Annotated in this window: 17 protein-coding genes; 6 read left to right on the top strand and 11 right to left on the bottom strand. The window is 63.9% G+C overall.

What is annotated here, in order from left to right:
- Positions 1-15: 15 nt before the first annotated feature.
- From der to mqnE, 8 genes are all read right to left on the bottom strand, one after another.
- The gene (gene der, locus SU48_RS13675) at positions 16-1,338 is read right to left on the bottom strand and encodes a ribosome biogenesis GTPase Der (RefSeq protein WP_064015721.1); all 1,323 of its coding nucleotides are present in this window, start codon (positions 1,336-1,338) and stop codon (positions 16-18) included.
- 561 nt (positions 1,339-1,899) lie between these two features.
- A complete protein-coding gene (locus tag SU48_RS13670) occupies positions 1,900-2,925 on the bottom strand; it encodes a c-type cytochrome (protein WP_064015720.1) in 1,026 nt (341 codons plus the stop codon).
- Between the two features lie 119 nt (positions 2,926-3,044).
- Positions 3,045-3,401: an MGMT family protein gene (locus tag SU48_RS13665; RefSeq protein WP_064015719.1), complete on the bottom strand. Its 357-nt coding sequence runs from the start codon at positions 3,399-3,401 to the stop codon at positions 3,045-3,047.
- Positions 3,398-3,913: a DinB family protein gene (locus tag SU48_RS13660; protein WP_231881642.1), complete on the bottom strand. Its 516-nt coding sequence runs from the start codon at positions 3,911-3,913 to the stop codon at positions 3,398-3,400. The genes SU48_RS13665 and SU48_RS13660 overlap by 4 nt, the downstream gene beginning before the upstream one ends.
- A gap of 68 nt (positions 3,914-3,981) precedes the next feature.
- Positions 3,982-4,854: a menaquinone biosynthetic enzyme MqnA/MqnD family protein gene (locus tag SU48_RS13655; RefSeq protein ID WP_064016070.1), complete on the bottom strand. Its 873-nt coding sequence runs from the start codon at positions 4,852-4,854 to the stop codon at positions 3,982-3,984.
- 124 nt (positions 4,855-4,978) lie between these two features.
- Positions 4,979-5,335 (bottom strand): nuclear transport factor 2 family protein, encoded by a 357-nt coding sequence (locus SU48_RS13650; RefSeq protein WP_064015718.1) that lies wholly within the window; start codon positions 5,333-5,335, stop codon positions 4,979-4,981.
- Entirely contained in the window at positions 5,322-5,495 is a 174-nt protein-coding gene (locus SU48_RS13645) for a hypothetical protein (protein WP_157451179.1), read from the bottom strand. Before SU48_RS13645 ends, SU48_RS13650 begins: the two co-directional genes overlap by 14 nt.
- 52 nt (positions 5,496-5,547) lie before the next feature.
- Complete coding sequence (gene mqnE, locus SU48_RS13640) at positions 5,548-6,684, bottom strand: aminofutalosine synthase MqnE (RefSeq protein ID WP_064015716.1); 1,137 nt, start codon at positions 6,682-6,684, stop codon at positions 5,548-5,550.
- A gap of 196 nt (positions 6,685-6,880) precedes the next feature.
- Here mqnE and SU48_RS13635 point away from each other — a divergent pair, with 196 nt between their 5' ends.
- Together SU48_RS13635 and SU48_RS13630 are read left to right on the top strand one after the other, a co-directional pair.
- Positions 6,881-7,255: an endonuclease domain-containing protein gene (locus tag SU48_RS13635; RefSeq protein WP_064015715.1), complete on the top strand. Its 375-nt coding sequence runs from the start codon at positions 6,881-6,883 to the stop codon at positions 7,253-7,255.
- Between the two features lie 149 nt (positions 7,256-7,404).
- Complete coding sequence (locus tag SU48_RS13630; protein WP_064015714.1) at positions 7,405-9,816, top strand: glycoside hydrolase family 31 protein; 2,412 nt, start codon at positions 7,405-7,407, stop codon at positions 9,814-9,816.
- Between the two features lie 246 nt (positions 9,817-10,062).
- Here SU48_RS13630 and SU48_RS13625 read toward each other — a convergent pair whose 3' ends face one another.
- Both SU48_RS13625 and SU48_RS13620 read right to left on the bottom strand, forming a co-directional pair.
- Entirely contained in the window at positions 10,063-11,052 is a 990-nt protein-coding gene (locus SU48_RS13625; protein ID WP_064015713.1) for a ParA family protein, read from the bottom strand.
- 10 nt (positions 11,053-11,062) lie between these two features.
- Positions 11,063-11,518, bottom strand: a complete 456-nt coding sequence (locus SU48_RS13620) for a redoxin domain-containing protein (protein WP_064015712.1) — start codon at positions 11,516-11,518, stop codon at positions 11,063-11,065.
- A gap of 215 nt (positions 11,519-11,733) precedes the next feature.
- On the opposite strand from SU48_RS13620, the gene SU48_RS13615 reads away from it, so the two are divergent.
- A complete protein-coding gene (locus SU48_RS13615; protein ID WP_064015711.1) occupies positions 11,734-12,837 on the top strand; it encodes an acyl-ACP desaturase in 1,104 nt (367 codons plus the stop codon).
- A gap of 124 nt (positions 12,838-12,961) precedes the next feature.
- Complete coding sequence (chrA, locus tag SU48_RS13610; protein WP_064015710.1) at positions 12,962-14,158, top strand: chromate efflux transporter; 1,197 nt, start codon at positions 12,962-12,964, stop codon at positions 14,156-14,158.
- Positions 14,159-14,263: 105 nt separating this feature from the next.
- Here chrA and SU48_RS13605 read toward each other — a convergent pair whose 3' ends face one another.
- On the bottom strand, positions 14,264-15,142 hold the full coding sequence (locus SU48_RS13605) for an acyltransferase (protein ID WP_064016069.1): 879 nt from the start codon (positions 15,140-15,142) through the stop codon (positions 14,264-14,266).
- A gap of 166 nt (positions 15,143-15,308) precedes the next feature.
- Here SU48_RS13605 and SU48_RS13600 point away from each other — a divergent pair, with 166 nt between their 5' ends.
- Together SU48_RS13600 and SU48_RS13595 are read left to right on the top strand one after the other, a co-directional pair.
- Positions 15,309-15,905, top strand: a complete 597-nt coding sequence (locus SU48_RS13600) for a glycerol-3-phosphate acyltransferase (RefSeq protein ID WP_064015709.1) — start codon at positions 15,309-15,311, stop codon at positions 15,903-15,905.
- Complete coding sequence (locus SU48_RS13595; protein ID WP_231881641.1) at positions 15,902-18,040, top strand: tetratricopeptide repeat protein; 2,139 nt, start codon at positions 15,902-15,904, stop codon at positions 18,038-18,040. The genes SU48_RS13600 and SU48_RS13595 overlap by 4 nt, the downstream gene beginning before the upstream one ends.
- The last annotated feature ends 66 nt before the right edge of the window (positions 18,041-18,106 follow it).

Raw genomic sequence — 18,106 nt, 5'->3', positions numbered from 1 at the left:
TGTATTGAATTGGCTTTAGTCGTCGTTGTTCGCGCCCTTCTCGCGCTTGTACGGCCCCTTTTCCTTCCACTTCAGGCGTACCGGAATGCCCGCCAGATCAAGGTCTTCGCGGATTCTGTTTTGCAAGTAACCTTCATAAGAGCGCGTCACGAAATCGGCGCGGTTACAGAAGATGGCGAACGTGGGCGGCGAGGTTTCCACCTGCGTCATGAAGTACATCTTCAGCTTCTTGCCGTGGAAGTTGGGCACGCTCTGGCGCATCTGCCAGACTTCCAGCCAGCGGTTCAGTTCGCTGGTCGGAATGCGCGACTGCCACTTGGCATGCAGTTTCATGGCCTCGGCCAGCATCTCGTGAATGCCGTACTCGTTGATGGCGCTGGTGTACACACGCGGCGCGTAGCTGATGTGGTGCAGCTTTTGCGCCAAATCTTTCTCGGTAAATTTCAGGTCTTCATCGGGGATCAAGTCCCACTTGTTGACCACCACGATCACGGGCTTGCCGCTCTCGTAGGCCAAATTCGCCAGCTTTAGCTCGTGGTCGCCCAGATCGCCCGCATTCACCACCAACCAGATCAGGTCGCTGCGGGCAATGGCTGCCTGAGACCGCTGAATCGCGTAATCCTCGATGGCCGTATCGGGCTTTTTGCGGATGCCCGCCGTGTCCACCAGCACGAATCGCTGCCCGCCGTAATCCCATTCCACGTCCAGACTGTCGCGGGTGGTGCCGGGTTGGTCGGCCACGATGGCCCGCTCAGTCTGGGTCATGGCGTTCAGCAGGCTGGATTTGCCCACGTTGGGCCGCCCGATCAGGCTAATCCGGATGGGCGCGATTTCCGAGACATCCTCGTCGTCTTCGGGCAGGTGGCTCATGACCCTATCCATCAGGTCGTCCAGCCCGCGTGCGTGTTCGGCGCTCACGGCAATGGGTTCGCCAAAGCCCAGCGCCCACAATTCGGAGAGGTACACCTCATGCTTGGGACTGTCGATCTTGTTCGCCATCGCAATCACAGGCTTGCCGAGTTTCCGCAGCCAGTCGGCCACTTCATAGTCGGCGGCACTCAGGCCCTCGCGGGGATCAAGCACAAAAATGACGGCCTGAGCGCCTTCCATCGCCCATTCGGCCTTCTCACGGATCGCGGCTTCCCACTCGTCGCCGCTCCAGAGTCCGCCCGTATCGATCAGCGTAATACGGTGGTTCTGGTACAACATCAGGCCTTCTTTGGCATCCCGCGTCACGCCGGGAAAATCGGCCACGACGGCTTCGCGCCGCCCGATCAGGCGATTGAACAGGCTGGACTTACCGACGTTTGGTCGGCCTACTACGGCTACTTTATGCATTGTGGACGCTCCTTCTCGGTGTCGAATCAGCTTCCGCGTCAGGGAAGGATTCGCCGTTGCCCGCCGTTACGCTGAACGCTTCGGGCCATAGACTGAAGAGTGTATCGCAGTTTGGACGGGGTAAATGTGGGCGAACGCGGCTGCATAAAGCTCTGGCATCCAGAAAATATGTAGTGCTGAATACCGCGTGCCAGACGAACCTTTTAGACCCGCCTGCATGATTTGACTTCTTCTGCATATCACGCTATATTTTCCTTATCACCGTCCGAGCAGGGCGGATTTTTCGTTTTGGTACAGATTGGGGAGTGTCCGACTTTCCAGCTAACGTTCGGCAGATCGTCGAACCCTATGCATAGTGGCCGGGTTCTGTTGGCTTGATCAAAGTAGCCAACGCCGTCTGGAACACACTTTTTCAGACCCGTCTGCATGAGTTGACTTCCTCTGCATACCGCGCTATATTTTTCTTATCACCGTCCGAGCAGGGCGGATTTTTCGTTTTAGCTCACGGGCAGAATGAAACCGCCGCCCCAACATGCGGGCGACGGCTGGCGTTTCAGCGTCTCAGTTCAGCGTTTTGATGTAGGCCTGTAGGTCTGCAATCTGCTCGTCGGTCAATTGCGTTTCGCTGTAGCGGGGCATGGTGGAGTTCAACTCGCGCTCTGGCGTTTTGCCTTGGCGCAGGCTCAGTGTAAATTCGGCCAGCGTCCAGCTCTTGGGGCCGTCTGGGGTGTTCAGGGCGGGGCCGATGTTGCCGCCGCCGTTGGCTCCGTGGCAGCCCGCGCAGTTAGAGGCGAATATGGCGCGGCCATTGCTGGGATCGCCCGCTGGGTCGGTGTTGCGGGCCGCTGCCTCGTCGGGATTGGTACCCTCTGTGGTGCCCGTGGGCTGGCCCGTTTCGTCGTCGGGGTTCTGGGTGTCGCTGGTGTCTTCGTTGGTGTTGGCACGTTGCTCGGCGGCGGTCTGTGCGCCGTTGTCGTCGGCGTCGGTTGCGCCTCTGGTGGTGCCGCCCGTAGCGGAAGCCGCGTTGCCGCCTTCGGTGGTCGTGGCCTCGCCTGACGCGCCGCTTCCCGTAGTCCCGGCCTCGTCCGTGTTGCCTGAATCTGCGTTGCCTGTGGTGTTTGTGCCCGCGTCGCCGCTGCCTGTGCCCACCGTTCCGCCGTCCGTGTTGGTCTGGGCTTCCCGCGCCGCGTCGGTAGAGTCACTCGACGCCGGGTCGCCGCCCATGCCCATATCGTTGTCGCCTGTGGTCTGAACATCGCTGTCGCGGGTGCCGCCCGATTCGGCCACGTTGCCCTGTGCAGACTCGTTGGCGGTATCGGAATCGTTGCCCAGCGCGGCATTGGCGGCGGCGCTCTGGGTTCCGGTGCCGCTCTGGGGCGTTTCGGTGGGGGCCACGATGGTGCCCTCACTGCTGGGGGCCGCCGCGCCGCCGGGGTTGGGCAGCGTGCGCGGCAGCACGATCAGCAGGCCAACGCCCAACAGCACGCCCAGCGTAACGCCCAAGGCCCAAGACAGCACGTCGCCTGCGATCCACCTCGTTCGGTTGTTTCCTCTGCCTTTCTGTCCTGTGCGGTTTAGGCTGCTCATGCTGTCAGCATAGGGCCGGATTTGCGCCCGTTCTGTCACTTCAACCGGGCATTCCCTTCATGCCTTGCAAGGGTTTGAAGAGAGTTTCAGTCGAATTGTGTCTTTTGCTTAACTTTCTCTTAAAACAGACTTTCAGGCGGGGCGTCTTTCTGTTCTTCGGGCCACCACTGCACTTTGCTCAGGTCGCAGCGGCCAGAGGCGTCCAGCACCACGCCCTCGGCCACCAGCAAGCCTTCCTGCATATCGCCAAAGCCGACTTTGTGCGTACTCACGCGGCCCTGTGCATTGATGACGCGCTGCCAAGGCAACTCGGAGCCGCCGACAAGCGAATTCAGCACGAACCCCGCCTGACGCGCCGCCCCCGGATTCCCGGCCAGCATCGCCAGTTGTCCGTAGGTCATCACGCGGCCTTCGGGAATGCGGGCCACCAGTGCCAGCACGCGGTTTTTGAAGCCCACTTCCGGTTCGCTCGTCATGCGTCGCCCCGCAGAGGCCCCCACATCCGGTTTGCGTCGGGCAAGGGAAAGCCGCCCACCTTCAGCGCCAACGCAATTTGGCCCCGGTGGTAGGCCGTGTGCCCCAGCATATGCAGCACAAACTGAGCGGGCGAGGGGTGCGGCAGATTGCCGGGGCTGGTGGCCGCCGTTGCCGTGTGTAGCGTCATCGTCCAGACTTCGCGCATCACGGCGGCGGCCCGCGCCGGGTCACCTTGGGCCACGAAGGCGTCGGTTTTGGTTTCGTCATACAGCACGGGCAGGGGCTGGGCCGCGTCTCCATCCAGCTGTGCCAACCAGAATTTGGTCGATCCGGCCATATGCGCCAAGTGCTGGGCGACTGTCATGCCGCCCCCCGGCGTCTGTGCGTCCATCATTTCGGGGGTCAGGTGGCCGCACAGCACGTCGTTCACGCGGTTTTCGGCCTCTACGGCTGCGGCCAGAGCGCCTGCCAACTCGGCTCCCATCGGGCCGGGGGTGCGGGGGAGGGTCATGGCTTTAGGGTACAGGGAACGGGGTGTGATTGGGGTCATCAGAGCCAGCGTGGAAGGGCGAGCCTTGTTTACAGGGTTCGTTCCACTTCCCGCTTACCCGGCTTCGGCCCAAATTGCAGCGGCGCATGCCCCGGCACCGCCTTCAGGGCAAATTCGGTGAGGCCTAAGCGGTCGGGTTCCTCTAGGTGATAGCGGAAGTTCCAGAGGTAATGCTGCACCACCCGTTCGGGCAACCCCAGTTGTTGGGCGTGTCGGCGGGCCACTTCTGCCAAGTGTCCCAGCCCCTCGCGCCGCGCCTCGCGCATGGCCTGCACCAAGTCGGGTGGGGGCGGATAGCCTTTGCGGTAGGCCCACACCGCAAACACGAACGGGTGTCCGGTGATGGCAAACCATTCTTCGGCCAAATCGGTGACGTGGACGGCTTGCCCGCCCGCCCGTCCGGTGTGCGGCAGGGCGGTCATGGTGGTTTCGGGCGTCAGGGGGCCAACCGCCGCGTACCACTCGCGCAGGGCGCTGTCGCCAATTCTCAGCACGCCGTCGAAGCCCGCCGCCAGCAGCGTTTCGGGTGTGCCCTCGGCCCCCTCCAACACAGGCTTTAGCCCACGCTCCTTCAGCACCACTTCCAGCAGGGCCACACTGGTCGCACTCTGGCTGGTCAGGGCAATTCGCTTTAGGGCATGCAGCGGCGCGGTATGAAACAAATTTACCGAATACACCGGCCCCAGCACGCTTACCGAAAAATCGGGCAGGGCTTCGAGCTTGTCGGCGTTGCGGATAAATTCCACTACGCTGATATTTGCCACGTCCACACGCCCGTCCAGCAGCGCGGCGTTCATCTCGGTGGGCACGCCCGTAATGGCGCTCACGCCGGGCGGCAACTGCAACGAATCCAGAATCGGCGCAACGTTGGTGAAGTGAATCCAGCCCGCTCGGTAGGTCATCTTGGCCCCCACGCAGGTCTAAGGGTCGAAAAGTCCAAGGGTCTAAGGTGCTGGGCCGTTGGGTTTTCTAGTCCCTCAGACCCTTTGACCCTTAGACCACGAGCGAAGCGAGTCCAGCGAGTTTTCACGGCACCACCTGCACACTCACCGCTTGCCATTCTCCACCCCTCTTGGCGTATACGCGCAGGAAACTCTGCACCCGCTCGCCGCCTGCGTACAGCGTGCCCCGCGTAATCGCCGCGTCGCCGTACACCCGCGAGGCGTGGCGCTCGAAGACCAAGGCCGCCGCCGGATTGTTTACCATCTCGCGCAACAGGTCGGCCCGGAACACCACTTGCCCATCTGGGAAAAAGGCCATCCAGTCGTCGGCCAGCACGCGCGCCATGCGCTCCGGGTCGCGGTGATGGTAGGCCGCGTTCCAGAGATCGTCCAGATGCAACACGGCGTCTAGGGCTGATGAAGGTTGTTCAAGCGGCGGCATAGGGACGGTCTCGCTTCCAAATCAAGTCGGCCAGAATCAGGCCAAGACAAGTGAGCAGCCACACCCAGCGCAGGGCCGCCAAGCCCGCCAGCCAGCTTTCAGGGAGGCCGACGGCCACGAGTTGCCCCAGCACAAAGTCCGTGAGTACAGGCAGCAGCAAGAGTCCCCAGCCCCAGTACCCCAACTGGCCCGGACGGTATAGGCGCGGTCTATTAATCGGCGGCCTCTGGGTTCTGTCCCACTTTCGGAAAGACTTCCAGCTCGTTGTAGTAGGCGTCGCGCAGTACCGGAGTGCGGCCCGCGTGCTGAATCATGCGTACCATTCCGGCCTGACTGAGCGCCATCGGGCTGGTTGCGCCCGCAGCGTGGGCAATGTGTTCTTCCTGAATCGTGCCGTCGATGTCCGACACGCCCCAGTCGAGGCTGACCTGCGTCAACTCAGACCCGATCATGACCCAGTAGCCCTTGATGTGTGGGAAATTGTCGAGGTAGATGCGGGCGACGGCCAGATTTCGCAAGTCGTCCAAGCCCGTGGTGAAGTCGGTTTTGCCCAAATTCTGCGCCAACGTGTTGCCCAACGGCTGGAAGGCCAGCGGAATGAAGGCGTGGAAGCCGCCCGTTTCTGTCTGCAATTCGCGCAGGCGGTGCATGTGATCCAGCCGTTCTTCCAGCGTCTCGATGTGGCCGTAGAGCATGGTCGCGTTGGTTCGCATGCCCAAGGTGTGGGCCTCGCGGTGAATTTGCAGCCACTTGTCGGCCTTCACCTTGTTTTTGGCGACTTGCAGGCGCACGCGGTCTGCGAAGATTTCCGCCCCGCCCCCCGGCATGGCGGCCAGTCCTGCGGCCTGCAATTCGCGCAGCACGTCCAGCGTGGGCCGCTTGCCAATTTTGCTGAGGTGCTCGATTTCTGCCGCCGTGAACGCCTTCACCTGCAACTCTGGAAACGACTCGCGCAGTTGGCGCACCATCGCCGGGTAGTATTCCCACTTGTGGTTGGGGTGGTGGCCGCTGCTCATGTGCAGTTCGGTGATGCCGGGCAGGTAACGCCGCCGCACCTGCTCCACCACCTGTTCGGGCGAGTAGTCCCACGCCCGTTCCTCGGTTTTGTGCGCGGCAAAGGCGCAAAAGGTGCAGCCCACGTAGCAGATGTTGGTAAATTCCAGCCGCATGGAATGCACGAAATAGGTTTTGTCGCCGTGCATCTGCTCACGCCGGGTGTTGGCGAGACGCATCAGGGCGTTCAGGTCGCGGGTGTGGTAAAGCCGCAGGCCTTCATCAAACGACAGCCGCTCGCCCGCGTCCACCTTTTCCACAATGGGCGCGAGGTGCTGGTCACGAAGCCACTTCATGGACTCAGGGTATCGCGGGGCGGGGTGGTGAAGTGTCCCATTGTGGAAAAGGTGGAAGGCGAACCCCCCAGTCTGCTTCGCAGCCAGCCCCCCTCAAGGGGAGCGCAACTGCTTTTAGTCCCCACCTCTAAGGGGGTGCGTTGCGTCAGCAACGGGGGGGTGCGCCTTCCACCTCCACTCCCTCTACACTTCTGCTATGCGAGTCATCTACTCCGCAGCACTTATACAGCGGGCGCGAGAAGGCCGCCAACAGCCCACGCCTGCTGAACGCCGCTTATGGCTGAATTTCTTGCGCGGGCATCCTGCACGGTTTCGGCGGCAAGTCCCGGTGATGGGTTACATCTTGGATTTCTACTCACCCTCTGCCCGGCTGTGTTTAGAGTTGGACGGCCAAACGCATGATGGTGCGGCAGCACAAGCCTATGACGCCGAGCGCACCCGGCAGCTTGAGGCGGCAGGAATCCGGGTGGTGCGGTTTACAAACGCAGACGTGCTTGGGAACTTGGAGGGGGTATGTGTGAAGATCGAGTTGGCGTTGCAAGGTGAAGTTGTTTCTCTGACCCGAATGTGAACCCCCCAGTCTGCTTCGCAGCCAGCCCCCCTTGAGGGGAGCGCAAAAGATGTTGAGTCCTCCCCTCTAAGGGGGGGCGTTGCGCCAGCAACGGGAGGGTTTGCCTTCCAACCCTGCCACCCCACCCACGCGCTACCCTACCTCCTAGCATGAGACTCGATCATTTTGCCGCCGAAGGTTCAACCGTTCGCGTCTGGGGAGACACCGATGTCGTGCTGATCAGCGTGCCTCTGCCCGGTGTGCTGCGGCTGCGCTTGGCCCCTGAAGCGCGGGCGGGCACCTACACCTTTCCCAAGCTGCCGCCCAAGCCCTCGTTTGCCCTCCGGCCCGACGCGGCAGCCCCCGAAGCCGTGCAGGTGCGGGAAGCAGGCGCGGAACTGGTCATTCAGGGCGGCGGCCTGACCTGCCTGCTGAACCGCGAAACCGGAGCGTGGATGGTGCTGGACGGCGATCCGCAGACTGGCCGCGTGCTGGCTCAGGCGGCCCTCTGGTCTGGAGAAGTGCCCAACGCCCGCGACGCCCTAGACGCTGAAGTGTTCGACTTGCAGCGCACCCGCCTGACGCTGGATGCCCCACACGGTTCGGCCTATTTGGGCTTTGGCGAGCGCGTCGGCCCCATCGACAAGCGCGGGATGCACCTCACGTTCTGGAATACCGACTGTTTTCCGCACCACACCGACACCGATCCGCTGTATGTGTCGGTGCCGTTTACCACGGTTGTAGACACGGCGGGGCTGGCGCACGGCGTCTTTGTCGACGAGCCTTGGCGCATGGAGGCCGATGTGGCCCGCAGGCGTCCCGACGCGCTCACCTTCGCTTCGGCGGGGCCGGAACTGGATGTCTACGTGCTGGCAGGCCCGCGCCCCGCCGATGTGCTGCGCCGCTACGCCGACCTGACCGGATACGCGCCTCTGCCGCCGCTGTGGGCGCTCGGAGCCGCCCAGAGTCGCTGGGGCTACAAAACCGCCGACGAACTGCGGGCCATAGTCGCAGGCTACCGCGAGCGTGATTTGCCTCTAGACGCCCTCTACGTGGACATCGATTACATGGATGCCTACAAGGTCTGGACGGTAGACCGCCACCGCTTCCCCGATATGAAGGCGCTGGTGGGCGAGATGCTGGAACAGGGCGTGCATCTGGTACCCATCGTCGATCCGGGTGTGAAGGCCGAACCCGGTTACGACGTGTACGACGAGGCGTTGGCCGGAGACCATCTGGTACGCACGGCACGCGGCGATGTCTTGGTGGGCGAAGTCTGGCCCGATCCCGCCGTGTTCCCCGATTTCACGCGGCCAGAGGTGGTGGCGTGGTGGGGCAGCCGTCACAAACTGTTTGCCGAGTTGGGCATTTCAGGGCAGTGGAACGACATGAACGAACCCGCCTGCTTTTCGCTGAAGCAGCCGCGAGTCACGGAAGGCAAAACCCTGCCCTATGACGCCCGGCACGGCAACCGCCCCCACATCGAGGTTCATAACGCCTACGCCAACGGCATGAGCGAGGCGTCCCGCGCCGGATATACCCAGTTCAGCCCGCACCTGCGCCCGTGGATTTTGACTCGCGCTGGATACGCCGGGATTCAGCGCCACGCTACCGTCTGGACAGGCGACAACACCGCCACGTGGAGCCACCTCGCGCTCAGTTTGCCCATGATTGGGGGCCTCGGCCTCAGTGGGATTCCCTACGCCGCTGCCGATGTGGCGGGCTTTGCGGGCGATACCACCGGAGAACTGATGGCCCGCTGGTATCAGGTGGCGGTGGGCTATCCCTTTTTACGCAACCACGCGGCCAGCGGCACCGCCGATCAGGAACCTTGGCGCTTTGGCGAACCCTTCCTGAACGCCATTCGCACGGCCCTGCATCTGCGGATGCAACTGCTGCCGCACCTGTACACGCTGGCGCACGAGGCCACCCGCAGCGCCTTACCAGTGATGCGCCCGCTGGTCCTGCACCACGCTGCCGACCCCGACGCCCTGCGCGAGGACACCCAGTATCTGCTGGGCGAAGGGCTGCTGGTTGCGCCTGTGTTGCGGGCCGCTCACACGCGCCGCCTCGTGTATCTGCCTGCGGGCAGCGAGTGGGCCGAAGTGTTCAATCTGGCCGAATTTGGCCCGGTTCACGCGGGCGGCACGTACACGGTGGCCGACGCCCCCCTGACCGTGTTGCCGCTGTACCTGAAGGCGGGCCATGCCGTCCCGTATACCGACGCGGCCCCACACACCACCGCCGCCCAGTGGCCGCGTCTCTCGTGGCTGGCCTTTGCGGGCGCTGACGGCTTCGTGGGCCAACTCTACGAGGACGCCGGAAGCGGCCCCGCCGACGCCCCTTCGCGCCTGACCCGCATCGTGGGCGAGCGCGAAGGCCAGAGCCTCACTATCCGGCGCGAAAGCCGGGGCGACCTGCAGGGTTTCGAGCAGCGTGAAACCCTACACCTGATCGGCCTGAAGTCGGTGCAGAGCGTGCAAGGCGCGGCCAGTCACAACTACGCAGACGGCCTCCTGCGCTTGTCGTTGCCCGCTGCGTGGACGGAAATCAGGATCGAGGAAGGGGAGAGCGGGGAATAAAAAACAGCGGAGAATAGACAATGGCCCCCAGTCGTGTACAGACTGGGGGCCATTTCGACGGGCAGCCCTCGTTCACTCGGGAACGTGTAGCCCTATGGGATTAAAAGAGTTCCGTCCATGTTGGTGTTGCCCTCTCCACCTGCGGGAGAGGAGCGCTGTGCCAGCAGCGGGGTGAGGGGCCACCGGGAAAACGTCTCCGCACACTCTCAAGGAATCATCTTAGTTTCGTCTCAGGAATGGCGCGGTTCAAGACTTGGCGATAGGAGGGGTCAGGGCCAGATCCAAGCTGTCTTGTAAGTCGTTGAACCGCAGCAGATCCTCGATTTCGTCGGCCAAGTCGGGGCCGTACTTGTAGGCCGCTTGCCCGCCCACCGGACTGGTGCCGTACTTGTCGCGGTAGTTGGCGACTTTGCGTTCATAAATCACGGCTTCAGCCAGCGCGTTGGTTTGCGGCAGGCGGGTATTGAGGATGGGCGGCGTGGGTTCCCCGTGCGGTGCGAAGGCAGTTTCTAGGTCGGCGGGCAGGCGCTCCAGGCCGCGCTTTTGCGTGCTGCTGTTGCTCTGGTACTTGGTAATAATCACGCCTAGACAGCTGATCTTCAGCCCCCGTTTGACCTTCACATCGGCCACCCGGTTCACGATTTGCGGCACGCCGTAGGTACTCATCCGGTCTGGAATGGTGGGAATCAGGTAATGGTCGCTGACTTCCAGCCCGTTCAGGGTCACGAAGCCCAGATTGGGCGGGCAGTCGATCAGCACGTAATCGTAGGCCGAAAACAGCGGCGCGACGAATTTCCTGACCACCTTCATCGGACTGACCGAGTAGTGGCTGCGGGTGCTGATGTCCTGCATCCGGTCTTGCACATCAATGAGGCGAATAGAACTGGGCAGCAGATCCACGCGCCCGTATTGCAGGCCGTCAGGCAATTGATCCATCATTTCGTGGGAGATGCGGTTCAGGTTGCTGGCCCCCCGAATCACGGCGCGGGCCGGATTGAAGACGGACGTGCCGTTCACCTGATCCAAAAACAGCTGCGCCAGCGTTTGCCCCGCGTCGTCGGCAGCCAGCCAGCGTTCTTCCCCGATCAGGGCCAGCGTCGCGTTGGTCTGCGGGTCTAGGTCAAGCACCAGCACCCGCTTTTGCCCCATGATCGCCAGCGTATCGGCCAGCATCACGGCGGTGGTGGTCTTGGCGACACCGCCCTTCAGGTTGATGAAACTTATTACTTTAGTCATTCGGGCGAAGTCAGAGCGCCTTGATCTGGTTCAGCACCACTTCGGGCCGCACCGTGTAGTCTCCGGTGGCTTTTTCGACGTGCTCAAAGCGCACCACGCCCTCTTTATCGATCAGAAACACGGCGCGGGCGCTGATGCCGCGTTCGTCTATGGCTACACCGTACAAGCGGGCCACCGTCAGCGTCATATCGGCCAACAGCGGCACCTCTATGCCGTATTCGGCGGCCCAAGCGCGGTGGGCATGCACGCTGTCGCGGTTCACACCCAGAATCACGGCCCCGGCATCGGCAAAATCGTCTTGCCGCCCGCTGTATTCCGGCAGTTGCATCGAGCAGACCGGGCTGAAATCCAGCGGATAGAACACCAGTACCACGTGCTTTTGGCCCCGGTAGCTGCTGAGGGTCACAGGGTCTCCCACCGATGACGGCAGCGTGAAGTCTGGGGCGGGTTGTCCAAGCAGGCTCATAGCTCTGAGTGTAGCGGGCATGGAGCGGCGGGTTGTGCCGGAATCTGCGTTCTGGGGGCTGCCTTCATGCCCCCTCAATAGTCGGGCCAATAGTACCCGTTCCCCCTTTGAACTGCGTCCCATTTCCCCGTTCTGTGCGTGCCTTTGGCTTAGGCTGGGCCAGTACCGTCCCCAAGATGTACCGATTTCCCGGAGACGGCGCAGGAGGATCACCGATGGCTGAAGTTATGCCCCCCAATATGCTGAATGACCGCCCGCGCACGCCTGCCGGGATGCTCAGCAATGCCGAAAAAGACCGCCTCATCGAACGTGGCTTCCTTGGCCTGTACCGCTGGTACACCGCCCGCAGCCAAGAAACCCGCAACTGGAACGCGGATCGCAGCTTCGACTGGCGCTCCATGAACCAGAATCTGCCCCCGGAACTCATCACGGTCATTCAGGGCTTTTTTGCTGTGGAGCAGTACGCCCCCGACTTCACCTCCAGCCTGATTCATCTGGTGCGCCGTTCTCATGGCCGCAGCCACTTTCAGATGCGCTGGGGCAGTGAAGAAGAGAAGCACGCCGACGCATGGGAAAATGCCGTGCTGTTCAGCGGGCAGCGTTCGCCGCAGTGGATCGAGGACTACAAGCACCGCCTGAAGTCTCAGACGTGGGAACTGCCTTTCCCCGACGCCATTCACAACCTCGTGTACACCGTGTTTCAGGAGCGGGCTACCCAACTGAACTACCTGAACATGATGAAAATTGCGCAGGGCAAGAGCGACAAGCCACACCTGAAGGGCATCGTTGACCCCGTGCTGGCAAAAGTCGCCCAGACGATTGCCGTAGACGAGGCCGCGCACTACAACTTCTTCCTAGAGGGTGCCCGGATGTACCTGTATTACTACCCGGAGCGCACGCTGGAAGCCATCCGCAACGTGATCGGCATGTTCTCCATGCCCGCTGCCACCCTGATTCCCGACTGGCGCGAGTTTTCGGAAACGGTGTACCGCGCAGGCATCTACGGCCCCCGCGATTTCAACCGCGACGTGATGCAGGTGGCCTTCCGCAACCTCGGCATCGAGAGCCGCAAGTCTCTGGAAGAGGGCATCCGCAAAACCCGTGAAGTGCCCGATTTCGAGGGCGGCAACTTCGGCACCACCGCCATCTGGGACACCTTCGATTACGGTCAGGTGGAAGGCGACGTGAAGCGCCTGCACGTGAAGATCGAGGAATATGAGAAGGGCATCGGCTTCGATCTCTATGACCCCACTACCTTTATTGCCAATCCCGCCGTGCCCAAGTCGGCATCAGGGGACGGGCAGGCCGCCGACGACTGATTGTTGAGTTGTCGGAGAAAAGAACAGAATGGATGGCCTGCGGCAGAGTTCGTAGGCCATCTTTTTTCCCTTCCCACGATCTACCCTCCACTAGCCTGACCCGCGCCCGCTACCCTAAACCCACATGCCGCCCCGCCCCCCCAACTCCCCCGCCGAAATCTTCCGCATTTTCCTGCGGCTCGGCCTGACTTCGTTTGGTGGGCCAGTGGCGCATTTGGGCTATTTCCGCATCGAATTCGTGACCCGGCGCGGCTGGTTCAGCGAGGCAGAGTACGCCGATCTGGTGGCGCTGGCACAGTTTTTGCCGGGGCCAGCCAGCAGTCAGGTGGGACTAAGCGTGGGCCTGTTGCGCGGCGGATGGTGGGGAATGCTGGCCGCGTGGCTGGCCTTCACCGGGCCAAGTGCGGCGCTGATGTTCGCTTTCGCGCTGGGTATTGCCCGTGTGGGAGACGTATCAGGCGCAGGCTGGCTGCTGGGTCTGAAAGTGGCGGCGGTGGCGGTGGTGGCGCAGGCGGTGGCCGGAATGTGGGGCAGTCTGGTGGCGGCAGACGAGCGAGCAGGGCAAATCAAAGCAGGGTTGGCGTTGGGCGCGGCGGCGTTGGTGCTGATCTGGCCGGGGGCAGTGTCGCAAGTGCTGGCGCTGGTGCTGGCCGGGGCGGTGGGCTGGCGAGTTCTGGCGGTAAGCGGGGGAAAGCAAGCGGGCCAAGCGTTGCCCCTCCCACTCACCCGGCGTGTCGGAGCCGTCCTGTTGGGCCTGTGCGCCGCGCTCTTGCTGGGGCTTCCACTGCTGGCTTCACTCGGTGCAGCGTGGGCGTTGGCCGATACGTTTTACCGCGCTGGGGCGTTGGTGTTTGGGGGCGGTCATGTGGTCTTGCCACTGCTGCAAGCCGGATTGGTTCCTGCCTTCCTACCCGCCGAAACCTTCGTGGCCGGATACGGCGCGGCCAACGCAGTGCCGGGGCCGCTGTTTACCTTTGCCAGCTATTTGGGTGCGTCCCAAACGGCCTTGCCCGCATGGGCCGGGGCCACCATTGCCACCGTCTTCATCTTCCTGCCCGGTGCGCTGCTGATGGTGGGCGCGTTGCCGTTCTGGGCCGCGTTGTCTGCCCGCCCCGCTGCCCGCGCCGCGTTGTCGGGCATCAATGCCGGGGTGGTGGGGCTGCTGCTGGCCGCCCTCTACGACCCGCTGTTCATGTCGGCCATCACTGGGCCGCGCCCGCTGGCGTTGGCGTTATTGGCCTACGCCGCGCTGACGGCTGCCCGTTTGCCCGCGTGGGCAGTGGTGGGCGGGTGTGCGGTGGTGGGAGCGGTGGCGTTGTAGGGGCTGGTCTAAAGGTCAAGGGTCTAAGGTGCTGGGGCGGTAGGGTTTGAGGTGGACAGATCAGTCGGCAAAGGCGTCTAGGATGGCTTATCTGTTCTTAGACCCTTAGACTTCCTCTTTCCCCGCCACCCGCGTCTGGTTCGGCGTCGGCTCCGGAAACTGTGGATTGGCCTTGCGTCCAGTGTCACGGGGGTAGGTGCGGGCGTCCACGCCGTACTCCTGCCCGTCTGGGCGCACCTTAAAGCGCGTGACCTTGGCGGGCACACCCATAGCGATGCCGTGCGGCGGAATGTCGGCCCGAAGCAAAGCGTGGGTGGCGAGCATGGCGTCGTCGCTGATAATGCTGCCCGCCAGCACGGTGGAATGGTAGGTGATCCGCGCCCCACGCCCGATCACGGTGCGCCGCAGGGTGACGTCAGGGCCGTCCAACACGCTGTGGGTGTGGCTGTAAATATTCACGTAGTCGCTGACCGACGCCCCATCGTGCAGTTCTATGCCTCCAATATCGTCGAGCAGCACATGGCGGTGAACCACCACATCGTTGCCCACGTCCATGTTGTAGCCCACGCTGAATTCCACATTCTGCCAGCACTTGAAATCTCGGCCCACCCGCTTAAAAATGTGGCCCGCCAGTACCCGCCGTACCGGAATGCCCAGTACCGGATTCTGGCCTATGGGCGTCAGATCGAGGTTTTTCCAGAGCCACAGCAGCGGCTTCACGGCCTCAAATTTGGCCGTGTCGGTCGCCATGTAGTACTCGGCCTCAAAGGTGATGTTGCGAGAATCCAGATTCAGAGCGGCCAGCGGCGCGTCGGCGGCCAGTTGCCCGTACTCGCGCCCGTACATGGCCTGCGCCAGCACCTCGCGCGCCAGCACCGGGCGCTCGGTGGCGGGGTCGGCCAGCCTTGCCTCCAAATCCGCAATGAAGGCGTTGAACGTGTCCTGCGCGTTCGATTCTATATTTACCGGCTTGAGCCACGTCACGCTTGCCACTGTACCGCGCAAACCAGTTTAAGAAGTAGGAGTGCTTAGACCTCCCGGACACAAAGCCGTTACCGAGTGGGGCACGCCCACAGTCCAGAGGCTGCCCGACTGGGGCACTGCTGTGGGTCGGCTCTGTGCTGCCCCCTTGCCCTAGAATGGGGCCGTTATGCCCGTTCTCGTTGCCGCCGTCGCCTATCTGCTGGGATCGCTGGTGGCAGGCATCCTGTATTCCCGCGCCCTCGGTCAGGACATCCGTGACCGCGACCTGCCGGGCGGCAGCGGCACCGTGCGGCAATACGGGCGGTTGGCGGGGCTGATGGTCACGTTGGCCGACATGCTCAAGGCGGTCTTGGCCGTGTGGCTGACCCGGCTGGTGGCCCCTGACCTGACTTGGCTGGCGGCCTTTTTCGTGGTGCTGGGGCACTGCTACCCAGTGTTCTTCCGCTTCCGGGGGGGCGTGGGCATCGCGCCGTTTATGGGGGCGCTGCTGGCGGTGGCTCCGGTCACCATTTTGGGCATTTTCGGTCTGGGGCTGGTGATCATTCCGCTGTACAAGGCCACCTTACAGGTCCGCCTGAAGCTGAATGCCGTACCGTTTGCCACTGCCATCGTGGTGCCGCTGGGCGTGCTGCTGGCGCTACGCTACGGCGGCCTGTCCGAACTGCTGGCGGGCGCGGCGGCCATGACCATCCGCACGGTTCACCTGATGATCGCGCCGCCCGTGCGCCCCGGCGTAACGAGTAGCAGCGAGACCAAAGCGTGAGCCGAAGCTGGACACGGTTCGTTTGTCTGTCTGGGCTGTTGGCCCTGCTGACCCTGCCGGGTGTGGCCGGGGCCGACGCCGTGCTGGAGGGCCGCACCCTGCGCTACGAAGACGGGCCGCGCCTGCTGTGGCAGCGTACCTATCCGGCAGGCCTGGGCGACCTGACCGGGCCGCTGAACGTGGGCAACCTGACCTACCTTGGGGTGGGGCCAACCGTATACGTGCTGAACGCCGACAGCACGGTGCAGGCCCGCGTCGATCTGCCCGGCCTGGTCACGTCGCTGGATGCCAGTAGCGGCACGGTGCGCGTGACCACGCAGGGCGACGGCTACACCGAGCGCTTTACTCTGGGCGACGCCGCGCAGGGTGCGCCCGTGCAGGAGCGGGTGGTGCCGCCGCCCAATCCCGAAATTACTGGCTGGCTGGCCCGCGCCGCCGACGCCGTGCCCCAGGCCCAACTGGCGCAGGCGGGAGCGGAGGATCCCACCAATTCCTTTATTGCGCTGCGTCAGGCCAATCTGGCCCGCAGGCAGGGCGATACCTTTTCGGCGCTGAGTGCGGTGCGGCGTGCCCTGAGTGCCGAAATGCCCTTTCCAGCGTGGGTGATGCTGGCGGCCCGGCTGGACAGTGCGGGCTTTCCGGCAGCGGCAGATCTGGCGTTAGACCGCGCCAAGCGTGACGCTGCCGAACGCGGCTTCGATCCCGAAATCAGTGTCAGCCGGGACGCCCTGAGCGCCTACGGCAATCCCAGCGGCTACGTGGGCACGCTGCTGGCCCAAAACCGCCTGACGCGGGCGGGCGCGTGGCTGGCCTACCTGCGAGAACTGCATCCCCGTTTTGGGGGCGGCCCGGCCCTCTACCTGCGCTACGCGGCCCTGCTGGACGCCCAAGGGCGCGGCGGGGAGGCTGAGGAATGGCGGCAATTTACCCGCACGCTGCGGGCAGGCACGCTGTACAACCTAGGCCCAGACGGCACGGGACAGGTGCGCGACGCGGCCCGCTTGGTCACGCTGGCGCTGCTGCTGGCGCTGGCCGCTTCTTTCGCGGCGCTGGTGGCGCGGGCGTGGCGGGTACAGGGCGAAGACACCCGCCCGCTGGGGGGCCGCTGGCGCTCCGTATTGCGTCACCCCTTATCGCGGGCGCGGCGCAATACGCTGGCCTACGCCTCGTTCGGGGAGCGGCTGGCCTTGGTCACGCTGGCGCTGGGGCTGGTGGCGGCGGTGGGCGGTTGGCAGTGGACGAACCACACCGGGCAGGGCCTTCAGGCGTCGGCGCTCACGTCGGGCACGTATGGCGGCGGCTGGGCCACGGCCCGCTTAGGCGACCTGAACCTGCGCCCCAGCCCCGACGCGGCACTCTTGGCAGGCCTGTCTGCCCAACTGGACGGAGACGACAGCGTGGCCCGCGCTCAGTACACCCGCGCTCAGGCCACTGGTGGGGGGCCAGACGCCTGCGCCCTCAACAACCTCGGCGTTATCGCGGCCCAGCGCGGCGACGTGCCCCAGTCCCGCGAAAGCTACCGCGCGGCGCTGGCGATCCGGCCCGACTTGGCCGCCGCCGCCTTCAATCTGGGCCTGAATCCCGGCACGCCCGGCACGGCGTTTCAGCAGCAGTACCGCCCCGGCCAGCCCCGGCTGTGTTACCCCGACCAGCGCAGTCTGGCCCGCGCGGTCAGCGGCGACCTCAGCGTGACCCTGCGCCGCGACCTGCAACAGCCCTTGGCCCTTTTGCAAGACGGCCCCGGCCAGAGCGCCCGCCTCGGCGCGGCCTTGCTGGGGGCGCTGGCCCTGCTGGCGGCCACTGCCTTTGCCCTTCTGATTCCCCGCGCTGCCACCGACGCCCGCCTGCGCCGTCCCGCCGTTTACCGCGTGTTGGCGCTGCTGCTACCGGGGGCGGCCCTGCTGGAGGGCGCGTGGGGCGGCGTGCTGCTGCTGGCGTGGGGGGCAACCTTGGCGGCTTTGGCTCCGCTGACCGGCCTCATTTCGTATGCGGGCCTGCTCGATCCGGCCCAAGCCACCACCCGGAATCTGCTGCTGGCTGTCCTGATCGGGGTGTACGCCCTCAATACCTTGGCCTTCGCCCTGATAGAACTGCGCCACGCCCGAACCACGCGCCGGGAACGGGTGGAGCGGTAAGAAGCAGTGGAGGAGTGAGCGTCAGAGAATGCCTTTCATAGACCCTTAGACCAGCCCCCAACTGAC

This window comes from Deinococcus puniceus, from assembly GCF_001644565.1.
GTDB classification, from domain to species: domain Bacteria; phylum Deinococcota; class Deinococci; order Deinococcales; family Deinococcaceae; genus Deinococcus; species Deinococcus puniceus.
This window is presented reverse-complemented; position numbering and strand designations above follow the sequence as displayed.

What these genes read in the sequence shown, in the direction of transcription:
- SU48_RS13655 (WP_064016070.1), bottom strand. Translation starts at nt 4,854, where the DNA reads ATGACCTACCGAGCGGGCTGGATTCACTTCACCAACGTTGCGCCGATT.
- SU48_RS13600 (WP_064015709.1), top strand. Translation starts at nt 15,309, where the DNA reads ATGCCCGTTCTCGTTGCCGCCGTCGCCTATCTGCTGGGATCGCTGGTG.
- SU48_RS13635 (WP_064015715.1), top strand. Translation starts at nt 6,881, where the DNA reads ATGCGAGTCATCTACTCCGCAGCACTTATACAGCGGGCGCGAGAAGGC.
- SU48_RS13660 (WP_231881642.1), bottom strand. Translation starts at nt 3,913, where the DNA reads ATGACCCTCCCCCGCACCCCCGGCCCGATGGGAGCCGAGTTGGCAGGC.
- mqnE (WP_064015716.1), bottom strand. Translation starts at nt 6,684, where the DNA reads ATGAAGTGGCTTCGTGACCAGCACCTCGCGCCCATTGTGGAAAAGGTG.
- chrA (WP_064015710.1), top strand. Translation starts at nt 12,962, where the DNA reads ATGCCGCCCCGCCCCCCCAACTCCCCCGCCGAAATCTTCCGCATTTTC.
- SU48_RS13615 (WP_064015711.1), top strand. Translation starts at nt 11,734, where the DNA reads ATGGCTGAAGTTATGCCCCCCAATATGCTGAATGACCGCCCGCGCACG.
- SU48_RS13650 (WP_064015718.1), bottom strand. Translation starts at nt 5,335, where the DNA reads ATGCCGCCGCTTGAACAACCTTCATCAGCCCTAGACGCCGTGTTGCAT.
- SU48_RS13670 (WP_064015720.1), bottom strand. Translation starts at nt 2,925, where the DNA reads ATGAGCAGCCTAAACCGCACAGGACAGAAAGGCAGAGGAAACAACCGA.
- SU48_RS13620 (WP_064015712.1), bottom strand. Translation starts at nt 11,518, where the DNA reads ATGAGCCTGCTTGGACAACCCGCCCCAGACTTCACGCTGCCGTCATCG.
- SU48_RS13625 (WP_064015713.1), bottom strand. Translation starts at nt 11,052, where the DNA reads ATGACTAAAGTAATAAGTTTCATCAACCTGAAGGGCGGTGTCGCCAAG.
- SU48_RS13630 (WP_064015714.1), top strand. Translation starts at nt 7,405, where the DNA reads ATGAGACTCGATCATTTTGCCGCCGAAGGTTCAACCGTTCGCGTCTGG.
- SU48_RS13665 (WP_064015719.1), bottom strand. Translation starts at nt 3,401, where the DNA reads ATGACGAGCGAACCGGAAGTGGGCTTCAAAAACCGCGTGCTGGCACTG.
- der (WP_064015721.1), bottom strand. Translation starts at nt 1,338, where the DNA reads ATGCATAAAGTAGCCGTAGTAGGCCGACCAAACGTCGGTAAGTCCAGC.